We start from the raw sequence: 25,145 nt of genomic DNA on the forward strand, positions 1-25,145 counted from the left end.
ACTCCAAATCCGGAGGCTTCCTACGACGTGCGACAAATTATTCGTAATGATAATTATTGTCAAATGCGAAAGTTAATAAGACTCTATACTTTTTGGTTCTAAGCTGCGGCTTTGTGACCGTCTTCAAACTCTGTGCGTTTTCACTCTGGCCGATGCGCTGCGAGGGTATTAATTATTTCCTCCGGCCATCCGTTCCTCTCTGTACATCCTCGGCTCTGGCAAGGCGCAATTGACCGCCCGCATGCCATCCCTGCACGCCAACCGAGACCTGATTTCACGTACAGACTCTGGCAGGAACCCCATGACGGACGCCTTCGAACTCCCGGTTACGCTGGTCCAGGCACTGGCTCAACGTGCTGCCCACACCCCGGATCGGGTGGCTTTGCGCTTTCTGGCCGAAGACCCGCGTGACGAAGCCGTGCTTTGCTATCGTGACCTCGACCAGCGGGCACGGAGCATTGCTGGCGCTTTGCAGGCGTGCACCGAGGTGGGCGATCGCGCGATCCTGTTGTTCCCCAGCGGGCCGGACTATGTCGCAGCGTTTTTCGGTTGCCTGTATGCCGGGGTCATCGCCGTGCCGGCGTACCCGCCAGAGTCTTCGCGCCGCCATCACCAGGAACGGTTGCTGTCGATCATCGGCGACGCCGAGCCGCGTCTGCTGCTGACCACCAGCCTCCTGCACGACAGCCTGCAGGCCCTTGAGGTGCTGGGTGAGCCCGGAGCCCCGCAACTGCTGGCGGTCGATGGTCTGGCCGCCGAGCTTGCCGACAGCTGGCAGATGCCGAACGTGCAGGCCGATGACATTGCCTTTTTGCAGTACACCTCCGGCTCCACTGCCTTGCCCAAAGGCGTGCAGGTCAGTCATGGCAACCTGGTTGCCAACGAAGTGCTGATTCGTCGTGGCTTTGGCATCGATGTGAATCCGGACGATGTGATCGTCAGCTGGTTGCCGCTGTACCACGATATGGGCCTGATCGGCGGCTTGCTGCAACCCATCTTCAGCGGCGTGCCCTGCGTGCTGATGGCACCGGCTTATTTCCTGGCCCGGCCGCAGCGCTGGTTGCAGGCGATCAGTGATCACGGTGGCACCATCAGTGGCGGGCCGGACTTTGCCTACCGCTTGTGCAGCGAACGGGTCAGCGCTGCGGCACTGGCCAGCCTCGACCTGAGCAAATGGCGGGTGGCCTATTCCGGCTCCGAGCCGATTCGCCAGGACAGCCTGCAGGCCTTTGCCGACAAGTTCGCGGCCTGTGGCTTTGTGCCGGAGAGTTTCTTCGCAAGTTACGGCCTGGCCGAAGCCACGCTGTTCGTCAGCGGCAGCACTCGCGGCCAAGGGATCGGCGCGCTGGAGGTGGACACCCTGGCCCTGGCGCGCAATAACGCCGAAGCCGGCAAGGGCACGGTGCAGATGAGTTGCGGGCGCAGCCAGCCCGGGCATGCGCTGCAGATTGTCGAACCCCAGCACCTGACGTTGCTGGCCGATAACCAGGTCGGTGAAATCTGGGCCAGCGGTCCGAGCATCGCCAAAGGTTACTGGCGCAACCCTGAGGCCACCGCCGCCACCTTCGTCGAGCAGGGCGGGCGTACCTGGCTGCGCACCGGCGACCTGGGTTTTTTGCGCGAGGGCGAACTGTTCGTCACCGGTCGCCTCAAGGACCTGTTGATCGTGCGCGGGCACAACCTCTACCCGCAGGACCTGGAAAAGACCCTGGAGCGTGAAGTCGAGGTTCTGCGTAAAGGCCGGGTGGCGGTGTTCGCCGTCGATGAGCGGGGCGAGGAGGGCATCGGCGTTGCCGTCGAGATCAGCCGCAATGTGCAGAAGATCATCACCCCGGCGAACCTGATCAAGACCCTGCGCCAGGTCATCGCCGATGCCTGCCAGCAGGCACCGGCCGTGGTCCTGTTACTCAACCCCGGCGCCTTGCCCAAGACCTCCAGCGGCAAGCTGCAACGCTCTGCCTGTCGCCTGCGCATGGACGACGGCAGCCTCGATAGCTACGCCCGCTTCCCCGATCAGCACGTGGTGGCCGTGGCCGATCACACTGTGTCGACGAGCGCCATGCAGGCTCGGATTGCTCGCCTGTGGTGCGAGGTATTGGGGCTTGAGCAGATTGCCGGTGATGAGCACTTCTTCCTGCTCGGTGGCAACTCTATCGCCGCGACTCAGGTCTGCGCGCGCCTGAGTGACAAACTGGGTCTCGAACTGGGAGTACGGGTCCTGTTCGAGGCGCCGACCCTGGCCGCTTTCAGTACGGCGGTGGCTACGCTGCAGGACGAGGGTGGCGTCGCCCGTGGCACAATCAGCCTTCTCGACCGCGCGCAGGCCCTACCGCAGTCGCTGGCGCAAAACCGCCTGTGGCTGACCTGGCAACTGGAGCCGCACAGTGCGGCGTACAACATTCCCGGTGCCCTGCGCCTGCGCGGTGAACTGGACGAGGCGGCGTTGCAGGCCAGCTTCCAGGCCCTGGTCGAGCGTCACGAATCCCTGCGCACGTTGTTCGCCGAGGAGGACGGCCAGGCGCTGCAGCGCATCTTGCCGAGCCTGGTCTTTAGCTTGCAACGCCTGGATCTGTCCGTTGCCAGTGCACAAGAGGTGCTGGCGCAGCGTGAAGCCGAAGCCATGCAGCCCTTCGACTTGCAACTGGGGCCGTTGCTGCGGGTGACCCTGGTGCGACTGGACAACGACGACCATCAGTTGTGGGTGACGATGCACCACATCATCGCCGACGGTTGGTCGATGAACATCCTCATCGACGAGTTCTCGCGCCTGTACGCCGGTCACTGCCAGGGGCAGCCGGCCAGCTTGCCGGCCTTGAACCTGGAATACGCCGACTACGGTAACTGGCAGCGCCAATGGCTGGCCGAGGGCGAGGCTGCCCGGCAACTGCTGTACTGGAAAGACCGGCTGGGCAAGCAGCCAGGGGTGCTAGACCTTGCCACCGACCACCCGCGCTCCTCGCGTAACAGCAAGGCTGCCGCGCGTTTTAGCGTGCGCCTGCAGCCGACCTTGGCCGAAGCCTTGCGCAGTGTCGCCCGCGCTCACGAGGCGACGCTGTTCATGGTATTGCTGGCCAGCTTCCAGAGCCTGTTGCACCGCTACAGCGGGCAGACCCAGATCCGTGTCGGCGTGCCCAATGCCAACCGCGCGCGCCTGGAAACCCAGGGCCTGGTCGGCTTTTTCATCAATACCCAGGTGTTGTCTGCGCAGTTGGACGGGCGTTTGCCGTTCACTCAGTTGCTGGCTCAGGTACGTCAGGCCTCGCTCGAAGCCCAGGCTCATCAAGACCTGCCGTTCGAGCAACTGCTCGAAGCCTTCCCCGAGGCCCGCGAGCAGGGTCTGTTCCAGGTCATGTTCAACCACCAGCAGCGCGACCTCAGTGCCCTGCGCCGTCTGCCGGGCCTGCTCGCCGAAGAGCTGCCGTGGCACAGCCGCGAAGCCAAGTTCGATTTGCAGCTGCACAGCGAAGAGGACCATCAGGGGCGGGTGACACTGTCGTTCGACTACGCCGTCGCACTATTCGAGGAGGCGACCGTGCAGCGGATCAGCGCTCAGTTGATCGCTTTGCTCGAACAGGTCAGTGCCCGACCCGAGCTGGCCATCGGTGCGGTGCAACTGCTCGATGATGATGGCCTGGCGCAACTGCGCAACTGGGGCCAGGCCCCGGCGCCCCAGGCTCGGCAGTGGCTGGTTGAACAGCTCAACGCCCAAGCGCGACTGACCCCGGAGCGCACCGCCCTGGTGTGGCAGGGCGGCAGCCTCGACTACGCCAGCCTGCACCAGCAGGCCAACCGCCTGGCCCATTACCTGCGCGACAAGGGCGTCGGCCCGGATGTGTGCGTGGCCATCGCTGCCGAGCGTTCGCCGCAACTGCTGATCGGCCTGCTGGCGATTCTCAAGGCCGGTGGTGCCTACGTGCCGCTGGACGTCGATTACCCGGCCGAGCGCCTGGCCTACATGCTCGCCGACAGTGGCGCGAGCCTGCTGCTCAGCCACAGCGATGTACTGCAGCGCTTGAGCCTGCCGGCGCAAGTCAGTGCCATCGCCATGGATCGTCTCAAACTTGACAGTTGGCCAAGTCAGCCCCCGGGCCTGCACCTGCACGGTGACAACCTGGCCTATGTGATTTACACCTCCGGCTCCACCGGCCAGCCCAAAGGCGTTGGCAACACTCACGCGGCACTGGCCGAACGCCTGCAGTGGATGCAGGACAGCTATGCCCTGGATGAGCACGACGTGCTGATGCAGAAGGCGCCAATCAGTTTCGACGTGTCGGTCTGGGAGTGCTTCTGGCCGTTGCTCAACGGGTGCCAACTGGTGCTGGCCGGCCCCGGCGAGCACCGCGACCCGCAACGCATCGCCGAGCTGGTTCGCGAGCATGGCGTGACCACGCTGCATTTTGTCCCGGCCTTGCTCCAGGTGTTTGTCCAGGAACCGCTAGCCGCCCAGTGCAGCAGCCTGCGCCGGTTGTTCAGCGGCGGTGAAGCACTGTCGGCGGCCCTGCGTGATCGGGTACTGCAGGTATTGCCCCAGGTGGCCCTGCATAACCGCTACGGCCCAACTGAAACTGCCATCAACGTCACCCACTGGCAGTGCAGCGATGCCGATGGTGCGCGCTCACCCATCGGCCGGCCACTGGCCAATGTGCTGTGCCGGGTGCTCGATGATGAGCTTGAACTGACGTCGCCTGGCGTACCCGGCGAGCTGTACCTGGGCGGTAGCGGCCTGGCCCGGGGTTACCTGGGGCGCGCGGGGCTGACGGCCGAACGTTTCGTGCCGCAGCCCGATGGCGACGGCCAGCGTCTGTACCGCAGTGGCGACCGCGCGCGCTGGTTGGCCGATCTGGGGGCGCTGGAGTACCTCGGCCGCCTCGATCAGCAAGTCAAGCTGCGCGGCTTTCGGCTCGAGCCGGAAGAAGTCGAGGCCTGCCTGCTGGCGCAGACTGGCGTCGAACAGGCCCTGGTGATGGTTCGTGACACCGCCGCCGGCCCGCAACTGGTTGGCTACTACAGCGGTGTCCAGGCCGACGCCCCGTTACTGGCGGCACTGGCCGCGCGTCTGCCCGCCTATATGGTGCCGGCGCAGTTGATCCACCTGGCGCAAATGCCGCTGGGCCCGAGCGGCAAGATTGAACGCAAGGCCTTGCCCGAGCCGCAATGGCAATCACGTGAGCACCTGGAACCGGGTACTGCCCTGCAACAGCAGATCGCCGCGATCTGGCGCGAGGTACTGGGAAGCCAGCGGGTCGGTCTGCAGGACGATTTCTTTGCCCTTGGCGGCCACTCGCTGCTGGCCACCCAGATCATTTCCCGCACCCGCCAGGCGTGCAACGTCGAGCTGCCATTGCGCATCTTGTTCGAGGCCAGTGAGCTGGGGGCTTTCGCTGCTGCGGTCGAAGCGATCCAGCACAGTGGCGCGCACAACCTGCAAGGTGAAATCCTGCGCATCGACCGGCGCCAGGCGGTGCCGCTGTCCTATTCCCAGCAGCGCATGTGGTTCCTCTGGCAGATGGAGCCGGACAGCCCAGCCTATAACGTCGGCGGTATGGCGCGGCTGCGCGGGGTACTGGATGTCAGCCGCTTCGAGCAGGCGCTGCAAGCGTTGGTCGTGCGACACGAAACCCTGCGCACCACCTTCCCGAGCATCGATGGCGTGCCGTATCAGTGCGTGGCCGAAGACAGCAACCTGTGCATGAGCTGGCTGGACCTCTCCAGCGCCACGGCGCAGGCTCGCGAGCAACAGTTGCAGGCCTTCGCCGACGAGCAGGCGCACCAACCCTTCGACCTTGAGCGCGGGCCGTTGCTGCGCGCCTGCCTGGTCAAGGCCGGTGATCGTGAACACTATTTCGTCCTGACCCTGCATCACATCGTCACCGAAGGCTGGGCCATGGACATCTTCGCCCGCGAGCTGGGCGAGCTCTACGAGGCCTTTGTCGATGAGCGTGAATCGCCGTTGCAAGCTTTGCCGGTGCAGTACCTGGACTACAGCGTATGGCAACGGCAGTGGCTGGAAAGCGGTGAGCGTCAGCGTCAGCTGGACTACTGGAAAGCCAAGCTTGGCACTGAACATCCGCTGCTCGAACTGCCGACCGACCGTCCGCGTCCGGCGATGCAGAGCCATCGTGGTGAGCTCTATCGTTTCGACCTGAGCCCGGAGTTGGCCGCGCGGGTGCGCGCCTTCAATGCCGAACGCGGCCTGACCCTGTTCATGACCATGACCGCCACCTTGGCGGTAATGCTCTACCGCTACAGCGGCCAGACCGATCTGCGCATCGGTGCGCCGGTGGCCAACCGCATTCGCCCGGAAAGCGAAGGCCTGATCGGTGCCTTCCTCAACACTCAGGTGCTGCGTTGCCAACTTGACGGCCAAATGAGTGTCGGCGAATTGCTCGAACAGGTGCGCCAGACCGTGATTGACGGCCAGTCCCATCAGGACCTGCCTTTCGATCATCTGGTCGAGGCCCTGCAACCGCCGCGCAGCAGCGCCTACAACCCACTGTTCCAGGTGATGTGCAACGTCCAGCGCTGGGAGTTCCAGCAGAGCCGCAGCCTGGCTGGGATGCAGGTCGAGTACTTGGTCAACGACGCCCGTGCGACCAAGTTCGACCTCAACCTGGAGGTCACCGATCTTGACCGTCGCTTGGGTTGCTGCCTGACCTACAGCCGTGATTTGTTCGACGCGCCGCGCATCGCGCAAATGGCCGCGCACTGGCAGAACCTGCTGCAGGCAGTGTTGGGCGATCCCGAACAACGTCTGGGTGAGTTGCCATTGCTGGCGGCTGTCGAGCAAAAGGCGCTGTGCGATTCGCTCAAAGGTGACAGCACCTTGGCGATGGAGCAGAACATTCACCAACTGTTCAGCGAGCAAGCGGCGCGCCAGTCCGATGCCCTGGCCCTGACCTTCGCCGGCCAGCACCTGAGCTATGCCCAGCTTGATGCCCGCGCCAATCAGTTGGCCCGGGTGCTGCGTGAGCGCGGCGTCGGTCCCCAGGTGCGCGTCGGCCTGGCCCTGGAGCGCTCGCTGGAGATGGTGGTCGGCTTGCTGGCGATTCTCAAGGCCGGTGGCGCCTATGTGCCGCTGGACCCGGAATATCCGCTCGAACGCCTGCACTACATGATCGAGGACAGCGGCATTGCGCTGCTGCTCGGCCAGCGGGCCTTGTTCGAAACCCTCGGGGAGTTGCCGGCCAAGGTCGGGCGCTGGTGCCTGGAAGAGGACCGCGATGCGCTCGTGGCGTACAGTAGCCAAGCCTTGCCATCGTTGACCTTGCCCGGCCATCAGGCCTACCTGATCTACACCTCCGGCTCCACTGGCAAGCCCAAGGGCGTGGTGGTCAGCCATGGCGAAATCGCCATGCACTGCCAGGCAGTGATCGAGCGCTTCGGCATGCGCAGTGACGATTGCGAGCTGCACTTCTATTCGATCAACTTCGATGCGGCCACCGAGCGCCTGCTGGTGCCGTTGCTCTGCGGTGCGCGCGTGGTCCTGCGTGGGCAGGGGCAGTGGGGCGCAGAAGAAATCTGCACGCTGATCCGCGAGCAGCGGGTGTCGATTCTCGGCTTTACCCCAAGCTACGGCAGCCAGTTGGCCCAGTGGTTGGCCAGCCGCAATGAGCAGTTGCCGGTGCGCCTGGTGATCACCGGTGGCGAGGCGCTGACCGGTGAGCACCTGCAACGCATTCGCCAGGCGTTCATACCGCAGCAATTCTTCAATGCCTATGGGCCGACTGAAACCGTGGTCATGCCCCTGGCATGCCTGGCCCCGCAGCAGCTTGAAGCCGGCGCTGGCAGTGTGCCGATCGGCAGCGTGGTCGGTGCTCGTGTGGCCTACATTCTCGATGCCAACCTGGCCCTGTTGCCGCAAGGCGGTACAGGCGAGTTGTATGTTGGCGGCGCGGGGCTGGCCCAGGGTTACCACGAACGTCCGGGCTTGAGCGCCGAGCGCTTTGTCGCCGACCCGTTCAGCAACCAGGGCGGGCGTCTGTACCGCACCGGTGACCTGGTGCGCCAGCGTGCCGATGGTCTGGTGGAGTATGTCGGGCGTATCGACCACCAAGTGAAAATTCGCGGCTTCCGCATCGAGTTGGGCGAAATCGAAACCCGTCTGCTCGAACACCCGGCGGTGCGCGAGGCCGTGGTGCTGGCCCTGGATATGCCCGGTGGCAAGCAACTGGCCGGTTATCTGGTCTGCGACCAGGCACTGGCCGATGCCACCGAACAGACGGCCCTGCGCGAAGCGCTGAAGGCGCAACTGCGTTTGCACCTGCCGGACTACATGGTGCCTTCCCACCTGGTGCTGCTGGCGAACATGCCGTTGACCGGCAATGGCAAGCTTGACCGCCACGCCTTGCCGGCGCCGGACCTGGAGCAGGGGCGCCAGCGCTATGAGGCGCCGCAAAGCGAGCTGGAGCAGCAACTGGCGACGATCTGGCGTGAAGTGCTGAACGTGCAGCAGGTCGGCCTGCAGGACAACTTCTTCGAACTGGGCGGCGACTCGATCCTGTCGATCCAGGTGGTCAGCCGCGGGCGTCAGGCCGGGCTGCATTTCACCCCGCGCGACCTGTTCCAGCACCAGACCATCCAGACCCTGGCAACAGTGGTCAGCCGCAGTGAAACCACCCAGGTCGATCAGGGGCCGTTGACCGGCCATGCGGCATTGACGCCGATCCAGCACTGGTTCTTCGACAGCGATGTGGCGCAACCCCAGCACTGGAACCAGGCGGTGTTGCTGGCGCCGGTCGAGCGCCTGGACGGCAAGAGCCTGGAGCAGGCGCTGCAGCACTTGCAACAGCATCATGATGCCTTGCGCCTGCGCTTTGATCAGGTGGATGGCCAGTGGGTGGGCGAATACGCCCGTGGCGAGCACCGTGAACTGCTCTGGCAGGCCTCGGTTGCCGACCTGGGCGACTGCCAGGCGTTGTACAGCGATGTACAGCGCAGCCTCGACCTGGCCCAGGGGCCTTTGTTGCGCGCCTTGCTGGTTGAAGACGGCGAGGGTCAACAGCGTCTGCTGCTGGTGATCCATCACCTGGTGGTCGACGGCGTCTCCTGGCGGGTGTTGCTAGAAGACCTGCAAGCGCTGTACCGCGGCCAGCCACTGGCGGCCAAGACCCGCGCCATGAGCGACTGGGCGGCGCGCCTGGTGGCCTATGCCGGCAGTGACTCCTTGCGTGACGAACACACCTGGTGGCAGGTGCAACTGAGCAGCGCCAGCCGCGAACTGCCGTGCGATCATCCACAAGGGGCGAACCTGCACCAGCAGGCGCAGACCCTCAGTGTACGCCTGGATGCGACCCATACCCGGCAACTGCTGCAGGAAGCCCCAGGGGCCTATCACACCCAGGTCAACGACTTGCTGCTGACTGCCCTGGCCCGGGTCTTGTGCCGCTGGAGCGGCGACAGCGCGGTGCTGGTGCAACTGGAAGGCCACGGCCGCGAGAACCTGTTCGAGGACATGGACCTGACGCGCAGTGTCGGCTGGTTCACCAGTGCCTACCCGCTGAGCCTGAGTCCGCAGAACGTCGAACAGGGCGCTTCGATCAAGGCGATCAAGGAGCAATTGCGCGCGGTGCCGCACAAGGGGCTGGGTTACGGCGTGCTGCGCTACCTGGCCGATGCGCCGGTGCGCGAGGCTATGGCCGCGCTGCCCCAGGCGCGTATCACCTTCAACTACCTGGGCCAGTTCGACCAGCAGTTCCAGGCCAATGCGCTGTACCAGCCGGTGGACGAAAGCGCCGGGCTCGCCCATGACCTGGAGGCGCCGCTGCCCAACTGGCTGAGCGTCGATGGCCAGGTGTATGGCGGTGAATTGCAACTGCGCTGGACCTTCAGCCGCGAGCGCTATGACCGGCAGACCATCGAGGCACTGGTCGAAGCTTACCGGCGCGAACTGATCAGCCTGATCGAGCATTGCCTGAGCCCGGATGCCGGTAGCTTCACGCCTTCGGACTTCCCGCTGGCGCAACTGAGCCAGGAGCAGATCGATGCCTTGCCGGTCGCCGCAGCCCAGATCGACGACGTCTATCCGCTGACGCCGATGCAGGAGGGCCTGCTGCTGCATACCCTGCTGGAACCTGGCACCGGCATCTACTACATGCAGGACCGCTACCGGATCAACAGCGCGCTCGACCCGCAGCGCTTCGCCGCCGCCTGGCAGGCCGTGGTCGGCCGTCACGAAGCCTTGCGCGCTTCGTTCAGCTGGAACGCCGGCGAGGCCATGTTGCAGATCATTCACAAGCCAGGCTCGACGCCGGTCGATTATCAGGACTGGTCGGACATCTCTGAAATTGACCAGCAGACGCGCCTGCAAGCCCTGCACAAGCAGGAGCGTGAAGCCGGTTTCGATCTGCTCCAGCGGCCACCGTTTCACCTGCGCCTGCTGCGGGTGGGCGAGGACCGCTACTGGTTCATGATGAGCAACCACCACATCCTCATCGATGCCTGGTGCCGCTCGCTGCTGATGAATGATTTCTTCGAGATCTACCTGGCCATGGGCGAGGGCCGCCAAGCGCAATTGCCGGTGCCGCCACGCTACCGCGACTACATCAGCTGGCTGCAACATCAGGACCTGGATGCCGCGCGCCAGTGGTGGCGCAGCAACCTCGAAGGCTTCGAACGCAGCACTGCGGTACCGACCGACCGGCCCTTGCTGCGGGACCACGCGGCGGAGCACGCCGGGATGGTCGTCGGCGACTGCTACACCCGCCTCGATGCCGCCGATGGCGCTCGCTTGCGGGAACTGGCCCAGGCCCATCAACTGACCATCAACACCTTTGCACAAGCGGCCTGGGCCCTGGTGCTCAGCCGCTACAGCGGGGATCGCGACGTGGTCTTCGGCGTCACCGTGGCCGGGCGGCCGGTGAGCATGCCGCAGATGCAACGCACGGTCGGGCTGTTCATCAACAGTGTCGCCTTGCGGGTGACACTGCCCGCAGCGGGCGAGCGCTGCAGCGTGCGCCAGTGGTTGCAAAGCTTGCTGGAACGCAACATGGAACTGCGCGAATACGAATACCTGCCCCTGGTAGGCATCCAGGAATGCAGCGAGCTGCCTAAAGGCCAGCCGCTGTTCGACAGCCTGTTCGTGTTCGAAAACGCGCCGGTGGAAGTCGCCGTGCTCGATCGTGCCCAGAGCCTGAATGCCAGCTCCGATTCCGGGCGTACCCATACCAACTTCCCGTTGACCGCGGTCTGTTATCCGGGTGACGACCTGGGCTTGCACCTGTCCTTCGACCAGCGCTACTTCGACACCGTCACGGTCGAGCGCTTGCTGGCCGAGTTCAAGCGCCTGCTGCTGGCCCTGGCCGAAGGTTTCCATGGCGAGGTCAGTGAACTGCCATTGCTCGGTGAAACGGAGCGACGTTTCCTGCTCGAGGACTGCAACCGCAGTGAGCAGGTCTACAGCCTGGAGCAAAGTTACGCCGAGTTGTTCGAAGCACGCGTCATGGCGCATCCACAGCGCATTGCCGCGCGCTGCCTTGAGCAATCGCTGAGTTACGCCGAGCTTAACCGCCAGGCCAACCGCCTGGGGCATGCGCTGGTTGCTGCCGGGGTGGCGGTCGATGAGCCGGTGGCGTTGCTGGCCGAGCGCGACCTGCCGCTGCTGGGCATGATCATCGGCAGCTTCAAGGCCGGCGCCGGCTACCTGCCGCTGGATCCGGGGCTGCCGCTCACCCGCCTGCAACGTATCGTCGATTTGAGCCGCACCCCGGTGCTGGTGTGCAGCCAGGCCTGTGCCGAGCAGGGGCGGGCCTTGCTCGACGAGTTGCCGTGTGGCGGGCGGCCGAAGCTGCTGGTCTGGGAGGCGATCCAGGCCGGCGCCGGGCCGGACGCCAACCCCGGTATCTACAGCGGGCCGGACAACCTTGCCTATGTGATCTACACCTCGGGCTCCACCGGGCTGCCTAAGGGGGTGATGGTCGAGCAGCGTGGCATGCTCAACAACCAGTTGAGCAAGGTGCCGTACCTGCAACTGGATGAGCAGGATGTGATTGCCCAGACCGCCTCGCAAAGCTTCGACATCTCGGTCTGGCAGTTCCTCGCCGCGCCGCTGTTCGGTGCCCAGGTGGCGATTGTGCCGAACGCTATTGCCCACGACCCCCAGGGTTTGCTCGATCATGTGCAGGCGACCGGCATCACTGTGCTCGAAAGCGTGCCGTCACTGATTCAGGGCATGCTTGCCAACGATCAGCAACCGCTCGATGGCTTGCGTTGGATGCTCCCGACCGGTGAGGCGATGCCGCCGGAGCTGGCCTGGCAGTGGCTGCAGCGTTATCCGCAGATTGGCCTGGTCAATGCCTACGGCCCGGCCGAGTGCTCCGATGACGTGGCGTTCTTCCGCGTCGATGCTGCCTCGACCCGTGGCAGCTACCTGCCGATCGGTACGCCGACCGACAACAACCGTCTGTACCTGATTGGCGATGACCAGGAGCTGGTGCCGTTGGGCGCGGTGGGCGAGCTGTGCGTGGCCGGTACCGGCGTTGGCCGCGGTTATGTCGGTGACCCGCTGCGCACTGCGCAAGCCTTCATCCCGCATCCGTTCGGGGCACCAGGTGAGCGTCTGTACCGCACCGGCGACCTTGCCCGGCGACGTGTCGACGGAGTGCTGGAATATGTCGGGCGTATCGACCATCAAGTGAAGATTCGCGGCTACCGCATCGAGCTGGGTGAGATCGAAGCGCGCCTGCACGAGCAAGGTGAGATTCGTCATGCCGCCGTCGGGGTGCAGGAAGGGGTCAATGGCAAGCACCTGGTCGGCTATCTGGTGGCCAGCAACGCGGGCGCCGATACCAGCCTGTTGCTGGAGCAGGTCAAGCAGCGCCTGCGGGCTGAGTTGCCGGAGTACATGGTGCCGCTGCACTGGGCCTGGCTTGCGCAACTGCCGCTCAATGCCAATGGCAAGCTCGACCGCAAGGCCTTGCCGGCCATCGATATCGGTGCCCAGCACAGCCAGGCGTACCTTGCGCCGCGCAGCGAACTGGAGTCGACCCTGGGCGGTATCTGGGCTCAGGTACTCAAGGTCGAACGGGTTGGAGTGCGCGACAACTTCTTCGAGTTGGGCGGGCATTCGCTGTTGGCGACCCAGATCGCTTCGCGGGTGCAGAAGGTGCTGCAACTGAACGTGCCGCTACGGGCCATGTTCGAGTGCAGCACGGTCGAGGAATTGGCAACCTATGTCGAGGGCCTGAAGGCCAGTGAACTGAGCGACGACAAGGTCGACCGGCTCAGTGACCTGATGGCCGAGCTGGAGGCGCTGTAGGGCTGCAGGCTGGAACGGGGCGGGTACGCAGCAGATCGTGCTTGAGCAAGGCGATGGAGGCGGCCAGCAGCACGGCGTCCTTGATCAGAAAGGACGTCGCCCCGCCCATGGCCGGGAAGCCCCCGGCGCTGTTCTCCCAGCCGCCTGGGGTGGTGACGATCAGGGTCAGGGTGGTCAGGTAGGTGAGGGTTGAACCGAGCGCGCCGATCACCGCTATCCTGGGTTGCCAGATACCGGCCAGCAAGGCTGCGCCAATCGCCCATTCCGCCACGCCCAGCGCATAGCTGGCGCCGTGGATGCCAAAGGCCAGGTGCAGCCAGGAGAGGATCGGGCTGTTATCGATCAGCGGGAGCAATGCCTGGGCTTCGTAGTCGAACCATTTGGCATAGCCAAAACCGAAGAAGATCAGGATCAGGCTCCAGCGCAGCAGCTGGATGTCCAGGGAGGAACGAATGAAACGGTCAAAGTAGGCAGGGCGGGTCATGGCGAGGTCCTGTAGGTGGATGGGGCAGATATCCTCCAGACGCCGTGATCGCCCTGTTGTTACATCAGCCGGTGGCTTAACGCTTGCCGAGGATCTTGCCCAGCAGCTCCGGTCGTGGGGCGCCCTGCTGGGTTTGCAGTTGCTGCTGCTCGTCCAGGTAGAAGATTGCCGGCGTTGCTGACAGGCCGAGCTCCTCCATGGTCGCAAGGTTGGCGTCGAGCTTGGCTTGCACCGCTTCGGGAATCTTGTCCAGGGCCTTGAGGGTGCTGGCCTTGCCGGCTTTTTCGTGTTGTGCCAGCGCCTTGGCCGGGTCATTGCTGGCCAGCAGCGCGGCGGATTTTCCGGGGCTGTCTTCGCGGATGATGCCGACCATGATATGGCGCAATTGCACCTTGCCCGATTCAACCCAAGGCCGCGCCTGCTGCCAGAACATGTTGCAGTACGGGCAATTGGGGTCGCTGAACAAGTAGACAATTCTTGGTGCATTGGCCTTGCCGTCGGCAATCCAGGCGGTCTTTTCCATCTTCGCCCAGACTTCCTTGGCCATCGGCGCATACACCAGTTTTTCCAGCGGCGCCTGGCTCAGGTCCTTGCCCTGCTCGTCGAACAGGCTGCCCACCAGCACATGCTTGCCATCGGCCGTCAGGTACAGCGCCAGGCCACGGTTCTGGTACTCGGCAGCATAGCCACGCAGGCCATCGGGGGCGTCGAAGCTGCCTTTGATTTTCGCGCCTTTGGCTTCCATCTGCTGGATCGCCTTGGGCAGCTCTTCAGCCACCACCACCTGACTGGTTAGCAGGCCCAAGGCAAGGGTGAGCGGTAGTTTCAGCACAGATCGCATGCGACGTTCCTTGTGGGGGAGGGGGCGGAAGGCGCGGGTGGGCGCTCGAAGGATTGCAGGGCGTGGCTGAGGCTGGCCCGCGACAGCTCGCCCAGGTGGCTGCCAACCAGGCGGCCCTCGGAGTTATAGAACAGGGTGGTGGGCAGGGCCATGGAGCCGACCTTTTGTGCCAGCTGGCCGCCGCTGTCGAACAGCACGTGGGACAGGTTCAGGCCGGTAGTGGCAAGAAAGGTCACTACGGTTTGTGGCGCCTCGCCCTGGTTGACGAACAGGAAGGTGATGTCCGGGTAGTCGCTCTGGGCTTGTTGCAACACTGGCATCTCCCGTCGGCACGGTGGGCACCAGGTCGCCCAGAGGTTGATCACCAGCGGCTTGCCACGATACTCGCCAAGTTGCACGGCCTGACCGCTGGCCTTGCGCAAGCTCATCTCGGGCAGTTGCGTGCCCTGGTCATACAGGTGGCTGGCCAGGCTGCCGAGCAACCAGAACAGGCCGCCGCTCAACAGGCCCCAGGCCAGTGGCCGGCGCATGGTCGGGCGCCGATAACCCTGGGCGAGGGCGCCGAGGGCAACCGCCAGCAGTGCCGGCCACAGCAGGAAGCCGCCGTCGCGCAGGTCAATGATCTGCACCAGGTCTTCGCGGTACATCGACCAGTAACGGATGACAAAGCCCAGGCGGGCGCTGAGCAGGCCAAGCAAAAACAGGCCGAACAGCACCGACTCCGGGTTGTCGCCGCCGCGCTTGGCCACCCGCCAGCCGACCAGGCTGGCCAGGGTAAGGGCGCAGATCAACAGCAGGTGGCTGAGGGCCATGGTCAGCGGTCCGAGCGAGACAGTCAGCATCAGCCTTGGCTCCGTGTGGCGGTCCAGTGTTGCAGGAAGCTCACAGCATCGATTTCGCCGGTGATACGCTGGCCTCGGCGTTCGCTGCCTTCCGGGCCGATCCAGATCAGGCTGGGCGGGCCCGGCACCTGGTAGCGCTGCAGCAGTTCACGGCTGGCGGCGCTATCGGCGGTGACATCCAGGCGCAGCAAACGTACGCCGTCCAGTGCCGCCAGGACATCGGCGCGGGCGAACACCTGTTTCTCCATGACCTTGCACGACACGCACCAGTCGGCATAGTAGTCGAGCATGACCCACTGGCCTTGGGCCTTGGCCGCTTCCAATTCACGCTGCAGGTCGGCCGGCTGGCTGACCGTGGTGAAGGCGTCGCGGTGTGCGGCAAGCGGGGCCGCGCCACTGCCGGCGATGAACGGTTGCAGTGGTTGCCACGGGTCATCGCCGCCAGCGGCGGCGCCGACGATCAACAGGCTGCCCCAGAACCCCACCAGCAGCGACATCGCCCGCAACGGCCGCAGTGCCTGCAAGGCGGGCCACGCGGCCCAGGCCAGGGCGATCAGCCAGGCACCGGCAAGCCCCAGCCACAACGAAGGCTCGAGTACGGCGCGCAAGGTATAGAGCGCCATGGCCAGGAACACGAAACCGAACAGGCCCTTGACCCGGTTCATCCAGGCACCCGGGCGCGGCAGGTAGCGATTGCCCAGGGTCACCAGCAACAGCAGCGGCAAGCCCATGCCCAGGCCCAGGGTGAACAGCACCAGGCCGCCTTGCACGGCATTGCCGCTCTGGGCGATATACAACAGCGCACCGGCCAGCGGCGCGGTCATGCACGGGCCCATCAACAGGCCCGACAAGGCGCCGAGCACCGCCGCACCATACAGGTTGCCACCGCGGGTGCCGTGGCCGGCGCGCTCCAGGCGGTCACGCAGCCATACCGGAAGTTGCAGTTCGAAGGCGCCGAACATCGGCAGTGCCAGCAGCACGAACAGGCCGGCCAGGGAGCCCAGCAGCCAGGGTTGCTGCAGCCAGGCCTGGAAACTTGCGCCCAGCAGCGCCGCGACCACCCCCAGCGCGGCATACACCAGGGCCATGCTCAGGACATACACGCTGGCCAGCAGCCAGCCACGGCGGGTGCTGGCACCACTGCCCAGCACCAGGCCTGCGAGAATCGGCAACATGGGCAGCGAGCAAGGGGTGAACGCCAGCAGCAGGCCCAGGCCGAGGAACGCCAGCAGGCTCCAGGCCAGGTTGGACTGCTGCAGGCCACCGGCCAGGGCCTGATCGCTGGCCTGGGTATCGACGGCATTGCCGCCCAGGCTGACCGGGCTGGTTTGGGGTGGATAGCACAAGCCGGCATCGGCGCAGCCCTGCCAGCCCATGCGCAGTTCACCGCTGGCGCTGGCCGGCAGGATCAGCTCCAGCTCGCCGCGGTACACCTGGGTTTCACCAAAATACTCGTCACTGTGAGGCAGGGCAGCGGGCAACTGGGGGTGCTGATCGGGCGCCAGGCCATCGAACTTAAGCCGCTTCTGGTACAGGTAGTAGCCATCGGTAATCTGCCAGTGCAGGCGCATCTGCCCGGAGTCGAGGCGTTCGCTAGTGAAGACGAAGGCCTTGTTCACCGGCAGGAAATCGCTCTGGGCAAAGGGGTTGGCCTGGCTCAGGCCGCTTAGCAGGAACATCAGGGCAAACAGAAAAGCGCGCATGTCGAAGCCTTGGCAATGCGATGAAAGGCAAAGCTTGGCCCAGCCCGATTAACCGAAAGTTAACCAATCGGCCAACGGCTGTCGCCAAGGCCGCGACGGCTGCGGCGTGGCGCGGCATAATCCTGGGTTAATCCGCCTGGGCTTGAATAATGCCTTTCATGATTGAGACCCGACCATGCACGTACTGCTCTGCGAGGATGATGACCTGATCGCCAGCGGCATCAGCGCCGGCCTGAGCGCCCAGGGCATGACTGTCGACCGGGTGGCCAGCGCTGGCGCGGCCCAGGCCTTGCTGCAGGCTGCAAGTTTCGATGTCATGGTGCTCGACCTGGGCCTGCCCGACGAGGACGGCCTCAAGCTGTTGCAGCGCTTGCGCCAGCAGGGCCAGACCTTGCCGGTGCTGATCCTCACCGCGCGCGATGCCGTCACCGACCGGGTCGACGGCCTGCAGGCGGGAGGCGACGATTACCTGCTCAAGCCCTTCGACCTGCGCGAGCTGGCGGCGCGCCTGCACACCTTGCTGCGCCGCGCCGCCGGGCGGGCGGTCAATGTCATCGAGCATGGCCCGCTGAGCTACGACCCCAGCAGCCGCGAAACCTGCCTGGCTGGCCAGCCGGTCGACCTGTCGCGGCGTGAACAGGCGCTGTTGCAGGCGCTGCTGCACAACCCTGGCCGGGTGCTCTCCAGCGAGCAGCTCAAGGACAGCGTCTACGGCTTCGGCGACGAGGTCGAGAGCAATGCCCTGAATGTGCATATCCATCACCTGCGCCGCAAGCTGGGCAACGGTATCGTCGAAACGGTGCGCGGCCTGGGTTATCGCCTGGGGCCTGCGCAGGTGCCGCCGGAGCCGCGAGCATGACCTTGCGTTTGCGCCTGACCCTGATCCTGGGCACCGCCTTCATCGTCATCTGGGTGCTGGCGGCGGCGTGGATGCTGCGTGATCTGCGCATGCAGATGATGTTCTCCCTCGACCAGCGCCTGGTGGCCTCGGCGCGTATGGTGGCCGGCCTGGTCGACCAGTTGCCGCAGCCGTTGTCGAGCAAGGGCGAGGGCACACGCCTGAGCGCCGACCAACTGAGTGTGGACGGCATGGCCTGCCAGGTCAGCTCGCTGCGTGGCGAGATCCTCGCCCGCAGTCACAACAATGAGCAGACCCTCGATGACCAGCGCAGCGGTTTTCACGACCAGACCATCGACGGTGCCCGCTGGCGCAGTTTCACCTATGCCCATGGCGATGTACGCATCACCACCGCCGACCGTCATCAGGAGCGTGAAGCCCTGAACCGCTCGATCCTGCTGGCAGCCTCGGCGCCGGTACTGATGGCCCTGCTCGGCAGCCTCGGCCTGCTCTGGCTGGGGGTCGGCAAGGGCCTGGAGCCACTGAACCGGATGCGCGATGCCTTGCGCAGGCGCAGCCCCGACGCCCTCGAGCCGCTGCAGGTGCGCGGCCTGCCCAGTGAGCTGCAACCCTTGCTGGACACCCAGAACCAGCTGTTTCTGCGGATCGGCCAGACCCTCGAGCGTGAGCGCCGTCTCACCGATGACGCCGCCCATGAACTGCGCAGCCCGCTGACCGCCATCAAGACCCACTTGCAGGTGGCGCGCATGACCGACGGCGAGGTGCGCGAACAGGCCCTCGAGCACGCCGAACAGGGCGCTGACCGCCTGCACCGGACCCTTGAGCAGCTGTTGCTGCTGGCGCGGGTGGAGGGCCGGTTGTCGTTCGAGGACGGCCTGCAGTGCAGCGCTGAACAGATCGCCCGCCAGGCGATCCAGGACACCGGTATCGACAACGCCCGGCGTATCGATCTGAACCTGGCGCCGGGTACGGCCCAGGTCTATCTGAGCATGCCCACGCCACTGGCGGTGACGGCCTTGCGCAACTTGCTCGACAACGCTCTGCGCCATACCCGTGGCACAGCGCCGGTGGAACTGGCGGTGCAGATGGATCAGGATCGTGTTGCGTTCATGGTCCGCGATCACGGCCCCGGCATTGCCGAACAGGACCTGGAACACCTCACCGAACGCTTCTGGCGTAACAGCCAGAGCGGCGGTTGCGGACTGGGCCTGGCGATCGTGCAGGCGATTGTCCAGCGTTGCGCCGGCAGCTTGCGCTTTGACAGTCGCAGCGATGGCTTGCGGGTGCTCTTGCATATTCCACTGCGGGCAACCCCTTGATGACGGTCCGCTTGCGCCGGGCCGTTGAAAAAAACCTTGGCAGAGCAGGCTCGCGGCTAAATCCGCGGGGCGCTGAAGCGTTTTTCAAGCGATAACAACCCGCACACATCTGGTGACAGACGCGTGACGGGCACATCCGCTTGCTTGCGAGGGTTTCCCCAGATGTCAGTCGCTATCAGCCTTGCCCAGGCCCTGCCGGTGTCGTCAGCAGACGCAGCTGAAACACTGTACCAGTTCGATGAGTCGCCGCTGCTGGCGCGGCAGAAACAGCAGGAATCCAATGCCCGCAGCTACCCGCGGCGTATCCCGCTGGCGCTCAAGCGCGCCCGTGGCATTTATGTCGAGGACGTTGAAGGGCGCCAGTTTATCGATTGCCTGGCCGGTGCCGGCACCTTGGCCCTGGGGCACAACCATCCGGTGGTGATCGAGGCGATCCAGCAGGTACTGGCCGATGAACTGCCGCTGCACACCCTGGACCTGACCACGCCGGTCAAGGACCGGTTCGTCCAGGACCTGTTCAGCCTGCTGCCGGATGCATTGCGCAACGAAGCGAAGATCCAGTTCTGCGGGCCGACCGGCACCGATGCGGTGGAGGCCGCGTTGAAACTGGTACGCACGGCCACCGGGCGCAACACCGTGCTGTCGTTTCAGGGTGGCTACCACGGCATGTCCCAGGGTGCCCTGAGCCTGATGGGCAGCCTGGGGCCGAAAAAGCCTCTGGCCGCATTGCTCGCCAATGGTGTGCAGTTCCTGCCTTACCCTTATGACTACCGCTGCCCGTTCGGGCTCGGCGGCGCAGCGGGGGTGAAGGTCAACCTGCACTACCTGGAGAACCTGCTCAGCGACCCGGAAAGCGGCGTGCAGTTACCGGCGGCGGTGATCGTCGAAGTGGTCCAGGGCGAGGGCGGCGTGATCCCGGCCGACATTGAATGGCTGCGCGGCCTGCGGCGTATCACCGAAAAGGCCGGGGTGGCGTTGATCATCGACGAGATCCAGAGTGGCTTCGCCCGCACCGGCAAGATGTTCGCCTTTGAGCACGCCGGCATCACCCCCGACGTGGTGGTGCTGTCCAAGGCCATCGGCGGCAGCCTGCCGCTGGCGGTGGTGGTGTATCGGCAGTGGCTCGACACCTGGCAGCCAGGCGCCCATGCCGGGACCTTCCGTGGCAATCAGATGGCCATGGCAGCGGGCTCGGCCGTGATCAACTACCTCAAGGAACATGACCTGTGCGCCCATGCCCAGGCCATGGGTGAACGGCTCGCCGGGCATTTGCGCCGCTTGCAGCAGGAGTTCGCGCAGTTGGGCGATATCCGTGGCCGCGGCCTGATGCTGGGGGTCGAGCTGGTCGATCCGGCAGGCGCCATAGATGCCCAAGGCCACCCCGAAGCCTGTCCGCGTCTGGCGCCGCTGGTGCAGCGCGAATGCCTCAAGCGCGGCCTGATCCTCGAGCTGGGTGGTCGCCAGGGCGCGGTGGTGCGCTTTTTGCCGCCGCTGATCATCACCGCCGAGCAGGTTGACGAAGTTGCTGCACGCTTTGCCCGGGCAGTGCGGGCGGCGGTTGCCAGTCTGTAAGGGTTCAAGGCAGGCCCCAGCCCGGCGCACTGCGCCGGGCTTTTCTGTGGCTCAGTCGAAGGTTCGTCCTGCGCGCCAGTAACCCATCAAGGTCAAAGCACTACGGTCCAGTCCACGTTCGCTGATCAGGTAGCGGCGGATGTTCATCACCGCGGCCGACTCGCCGGCAATCCAGGCATAGAACTCGCCGTTGCCGGGTTTGGCCAGCTCCCAGAGAATCTGCCGGTCGATATCGACCTCCTCCAGTTTGACCTCATGACCTACGCCGGCCGTTGTTGGCGGCAGCTGTGCCAACTCACGGCTGGCATGGATCATCGCCTCGCCGTGGGTGCAATGCAGCACATCGCGCGGCAACCAGTTGAGTCGGGTTGCCGGGCTGCAGGCAAGCTCAAGGCAATCGGCTTCGCCAGGGACTTCGATGAAGGCTTGCACCGGTACCGCCGGCAGATCCCTGGCCAGTTGCTCGAGGATCCCGGCGATGGCGGGCAGGGCGGTCTCGTCGCCGATCAGCAGCAGGTTGCGCAAATTTTTGGGTGGGCGCCATTCGTAGCCGCCCGGATCGCCGTCGTAGGCCAGGTTCGGCGCGACCATCTGCAGGCGATCGCCAATCCTGGCCTGGGTCGCCCAGGCCGAGGCCGGGCCATTGACGCCGTGCAGGACGAAGTCGACATCGACCTCCCGCGCCTCGCGGCGCAGTTGGCGAATGGTATAGGTGCGCATGGGCGGACTCTGCTCGGCGCTCAGGGCCCGGCGGGCATCCTGCCAGGCGCCATCCTTGGGCAACTGCGGTGGCTGGCCATCTGCCGAGGGGAAGAACATCTTGATGCGCTGGTCGGCGGCCAGGGTGTGCATCTGCGCGACATCCTCGCCACCGAACACGAACCGTGTGAGTGACGGGCTCAGCGGCACGATGGCTTTGAGCTGCACATCGAACACGCGGTAGGCGCTGGCTTTGGCGGGTTTGCCGACCAGCTTGCGCAGACCATTGCCCAAGGCGTTGGTCAGGGAAGTGGAGGCGGACATGGGCGGTACCTCTGACAGGGGGATACCTTGGAAACGAAGGGGCGGGCTGTTGAATTAGCCCAGGGCCGCGCAGGTTAAATTTCCCCCGCGCCGATACGTCCTAGCTTGGATAAAGCCTGCTTCATGGCTGATACGGGTAGGACGATGACGATTTCGCGACGAGGATTCATAGCAGGCCTGGCAGTGGCGGGCGCGACCGTGCCGGCAGCCTATTACGCGCACAAGCAACTGACCCATGATCCCGAGGACGACATCGTTACCCCTGGCGAGGCCAGCGTCGAGCTGGCCGATATGGCCGGCCAGTATCTGGCGGATCAGTTGCGCGGGGTCTGGGAACTGCGCTTTACCGGTGCCGACGCCGGCCTGGCCGGTTTGCCCAACGAAGGCGTGGTGATGTACCTGGACGTTGCCACCAAGGGCCGTGGCCTGCGTGGTTACGTCGATCGTGAAAGCGTCCTGCGGGGTGACGGCCCGGCTGCCTATCGGGTGCTGGGTGACCTGGTGGGCGCCTCCAGCGCCACGGTACGCTGGCGGCTGCTGAGCACCCAGGGCAACCCCGGTTATGAGTGCATTGCCAGCCTGGACGAAGTCTGGGGCAGTTTTGCCAACGCCGGCAGCGGCACGCTCAGTGGCCGCCTGCAGCCGCTGGATCGCTCCATGGCCTTGCCACTGCTCGACAGCCACTTTGTCGCGCTCAAGCGCCTGTTCCCCGAGGCCCGTGAGCGGTTGCCCTACACCCCGCAGTTGCAGGCCTGGCTGATCAGCGCCGAACACCGCTTGTTCCATCAACTCTGGCATGCGACCCGTGACAAATGGCACAACCTGTCGCCGGAGAAGCACGGTGCCTTGCGTGGCCTGGGCTGGCAGCCGGGGCCGCGGGACAAGGAGCGCGATGCCCGTGGGCCGCGCAAGCATCGCAACGGCTCGGGCGTGGACTTTCTGTTCATGCACCGGCACATGCTCGGCACGGCCCGTTCGATGCAGCCCTTGCCGTCGTGGCCGCATTTCCCTTTGCCGCAACCGAGCGTTGAACACAATCGCCAGGGCTTTGCCCGCTATTACGACAATCACGACGGCTACTGCGTGCCACCCGGTTGGCAAGCGCCGGGCGATGAGGCCTATGGCCAGTGGGTGTCGGCAATCAAGGCGGGTGAGACGTTTTGCAGCAACTTCCAGGTCTGGGAGTCGCAATACCAGGACCCGCTGTACCTGTCGAAGCTGAGCCTCGGCACGTTCGGCTCGGAGCTGGAAATGAACCTGCACGACTGGTTGCACATGTGCTGGGCTTCGGTGCCGCGTGACCCGGTCAATGGTGCGCCAGTGCCTTTTGCCCGTGATCCGGCCGACTTTGCAGGGCGCTGGTACGAAGTGCAAAATGATTTTCTCGGCGATCCGTTCTCGTCCCATGTGAATCCGGTGTTCTGGGGTTTTCATGGCTGGATCGATGATCGCATCGACGACTGGTACCGGGCCCATGAGCGCTACCACCCGGGGCAGGTTCGGCGCCTTGAGGTCAATGGCGTGCCATGGTTCGCTCCGGGGCGCTGGGTCGAGGTCGATGACCCGTGGCTGGGAGCGGTCACGCACGGTTGCAGCACCACGCCGGGGATGTTCCCTGGCAAGTCGGTGGAGATGGATGTGGAAACCATGAAGCTGGCCCTGCGCATCACCTTCGGCGAAGACGACAAGATCGCTGACCTGCTGCGGCGGGTGCCGCAGCGGCCGTGGTATGCGCGGCATCTGTCGTTGCGCGGGATTACGTCCTGATTGTTACCCTTGTAGGAGCAGCGATGCGGCGACCCGACTTGCCCCGCGATGAGCAATAGGCATCATCGCGGGGCAAGCCCGCTCCTACCCACCTGCCAACCGCCACCCAGCGCTTTGTACAAGGCCACGCTGCCCTGCAACCGGGCCAGGCGCAGTTGCACCTGCTGGTCTTGAGCCTGGTACAGGGTGCGCTGGGTTTCCAGGACCGTCAGCAGGGTTTCGGCGCCGGCCTGGTAGCGGCGTTCGGACAACTCGAAGGCGATGCGTGCCTGCACCACTTCCTGGTCCTGGGCCTGGCGCTGCTGGTCAACGCCACTGATGCCATTGAGCGCTTTCTCGACATCGGCAAACCCGGCGACGATGCTGCCGCGATAGCTTTCCAGCAGCTCTTGCTGCTCGGCACGGGCCTTGTCGCGTTCGGCGCGCAGGCGGCCGTTGTTGAAAATGGGCGCGGCGAGCCCGGCGCTCAAGGTGTAGTAAGGGCTGCGCAGGATTTGCGCGAATGTATCGGCGCCAGAGCCCAGGTCGGCGCCCAGGGTCAAGCTTGGCAGCATGGCTGCCCGGGCCACCTGGACATCGGCCTGGGCTGCAGCTAGTCGGGCTTCGGCACTGGCAATGTCCGGGCGGCGGCTGAGCAGGTCGCTCGGCACCCCGCTACCAATGGCCGGCCAGTTCAGCCCGGTGAGTGATTCGTCGAAGGCGGGCAACGCCTGCACGGGCTCACCGAGCAGGGTTGCCAGGGTGATCCGTGCTTCGCGCAATTGCTGTTCGAACAACGGCACCTGGCGCTGCTGGCCCGCCACCAGGCTGCGTTGCTGGGCCAGTTCCAGGGCTGTGGCCGAGCCGGATTGATAGCGGGTTTCAACCAGGTGCAAGACGTCCTCGGCATTGCTCAGGTTGAGCCTTGCGATACGCACTTGCTCGCTCAGGGCCAGGCCTTGCAGGTAGCTGTTGGCGACACCGCTGAGCAGGGTCAGCTCAACGGTCTGGCGATCGAAACGGCTGGCGTCCAGGCTGAACAAGGCGCTGTCGCGTGCAGCGGCTTTGCCCCCCCAGAAGTCGACTTCGTAGCTTGCGCTCAAGCGGGTGGCGAACGAGGTGCTGGTGCGCTCGCGGCTGCTGGCATCGAGCTGATCGAAACCGTTGCCATGCAGCAGGCGTTGGCGGCTGGCATCCAGGCCGAACTTGAGCTCGGGCAACAATGGCGCGCCGGCGATCACCGCAGAGGCCTGGGCCTGGCGTACACGTGCGGTGGCCGCGGCGAGGTCGAAGCTGTTGCGCCGGGCCTGCTCGATCATTCGGTCCAGGTTGGGGCTGGAGAATTGCAGCCACCAGTTCTCCTGGGGCAGCGCGCTGGTGACGGCAGGCCCTTGCCACTGGGGTGGCGCCAGCAAGCCGCTCTGAGGGGCGGGGCAGTCGAGCTGCAGGCGGCAAGCAAGACACCGATGGACAACACGCTGAGACGGCAAGGCAGGTTCATGGC

The 25,145-nt window shown here is 65.0% G+C and carries 10 protein-coding genes and 1 pseudogene; 5 read left to right on the plus strand and 6 right to left on the minus strand.

Annotated elements, in window-relative coordinates; genetic code table 11:
• Window positions 1-301: 301 nt before the first annotated feature.
• Entirely contained in the window at window positions 302-13,252 is a 12,951-nt protein-coding gene (locus EXN22_RS09815) for a non-ribosomal peptide synthetase (protein WP_130263868.1), read from the plus strand.
• Here EXN22_RS09815 and EXN22_RS09820 read toward each other — a convergent pair.
• From EXN22_RS09820 to dsbD, 4 genes are all read right to left on the minus strand, one after another.
• Window positions 13,218-13,736 carry a YkgB family protein gene (locus tag EXN22_RS09820; protein ID WP_130263869.1) on the minus strand — a complete coding sequence of 173 codons (519 nt, stop codon included), beginning with the start codon at window positions 13,734-13,736 and terminating at the stop codon, window positions 13,218-13,220. The genes EXN22_RS09815 and EXN22_RS09820 overlap by 35 nt on opposite strands.
• Window positions 13,737-13,812: 76 nt before the next feature.
• Window positions 13,813-14,577 carry a thiol:disulfide interchange protein DsbG gene (gene dsbG / locus EXN22_RS09825; RefSeq protein ID WP_130263870.1) on the minus strand — a complete coding sequence of 255 codons (765 nt, stop codon included), beginning with the start codon at window positions 14,575-14,577 and terminating at the stop codon, window positions 13,813-13,815.
• The gene (locus EXN22_RS09830; RefSeq protein ID WP_130263871.1) at window positions 14,562-15,419 is read right to left on the minus strand and encodes a TlpA disulfide reductase family protein; all 858 of its coding nucleotides are present in this window, start codon (window positions 15,417-15,419) and stop codon (window positions 14,562-14,564) included. Before EXN22_RS09830 ends, dsbG begins: the two co-directional genes overlap by 16 nt.
• On the minus strand, window positions 15,419-17,122 hold the full coding sequence (gene dsbD / locus EXN22_RS09835) for a protein-disulfide reductase DsbD (protein WP_130263872.1): 1,704 nt from the start codon (window positions 17,120-17,122) through the stop codon (window positions 15,419-15,421). Before dsbD ends, EXN22_RS09830 begins: the two co-directional genes overlap by 1 nt.
• A gap of 175 nt (window positions 17,123-17,297) precedes the next feature.
• On the opposite strand from dsbD, the gene EXN22_RS09840 reads away from it, so the two are divergent.
• From EXN22_RS09840 to EXN22_RS09850, 3 genes are all read left to right on the plus strand, one after another.
• Window positions 17,298-17,981, plus strand: coding sequence for a response regulator (locus EXN22_RS09840; protein ID WP_130263873.1), 684 nt, complete (start codon window positions 17,298-17,300; stop codon window positions 17,979-17,981).
• Window positions 17,978-19,300 carry an ATP-binding protein gene (locus EXN22_RS09845; protein WP_130263874.1) on the plus strand — a complete coding sequence of 441 codons (1,323 nt, stop codon included), beginning with the start codon at window positions 17,978-17,980 and terminating at the stop codon, window positions 19,298-19,300. The genes EXN22_RS09840 and EXN22_RS09845 overlap by 4 nt, the downstream gene beginning before the upstream one ends.
• 162 nt (window positions 19,301-19,462) lie before the next feature.
• A complete protein-coding gene (locus tag EXN22_RS09850) occupies window positions 19,463-20,872 on the plus strand; it encodes an aspartate aminotransferase family protein (RefSeq protein ID WP_130263875.1) in 1,410 nt (469 codons plus the stop codon).
• A 51-nt stretch (window positions 20,873-20,923) separates the two neighbouring features.
• On the opposite strand, the gene EXN22_RS09855 is transcribed toward EXN22_RS09850, so the two are convergent.
• Entirely contained in the window at window positions 20,924-21,895 is a 972-nt protein-coding gene (locus EXN22_RS09855; RefSeq protein ID WP_130263876.1) for a siderophore-interacting protein, read from the minus strand.
• A 144-nt stretch (window positions 21,896-22,039) separates the two neighbouring features.
• On the opposite strand from EXN22_RS09855, the gene pvdP reads away from it, so the two are divergent.
• A complete protein-coding gene (gene pvdP, locus EXN22_RS09860; RefSeq protein WP_130263877.1) occupies window positions 22,040-23,662 on the plus strand; it encodes a pyoverdine maturation tyrosinase PvdP in 1,623 nt (540 codons plus the stop codon).
• Between the two features lie 62 nt (window positions 23,663-23,724).
• On the opposite strand, the pseudogene EXN22_RS09865 reads toward pvdP, so the two are convergent.
• Window positions 23,725-25,142 (minus strand): annotated as a pseudogene (locus tag EXN22_RS09865) (efflux transporter outer membrane subunit).
• Between the last annotated feature and the right edge of the window lie 3 nt (window positions 25,143-25,145).

Origin of the sequence: Pseudomonas tructae (assembly GCF_004214895.1) — a bacterium.
GTDB lineage: Bacteria > Pseudomonadota > Gammaproteobacteria > Pseudomonadales > Pseudomonadaceae > Aquipseudomonas > Aquipseudomonas tructae.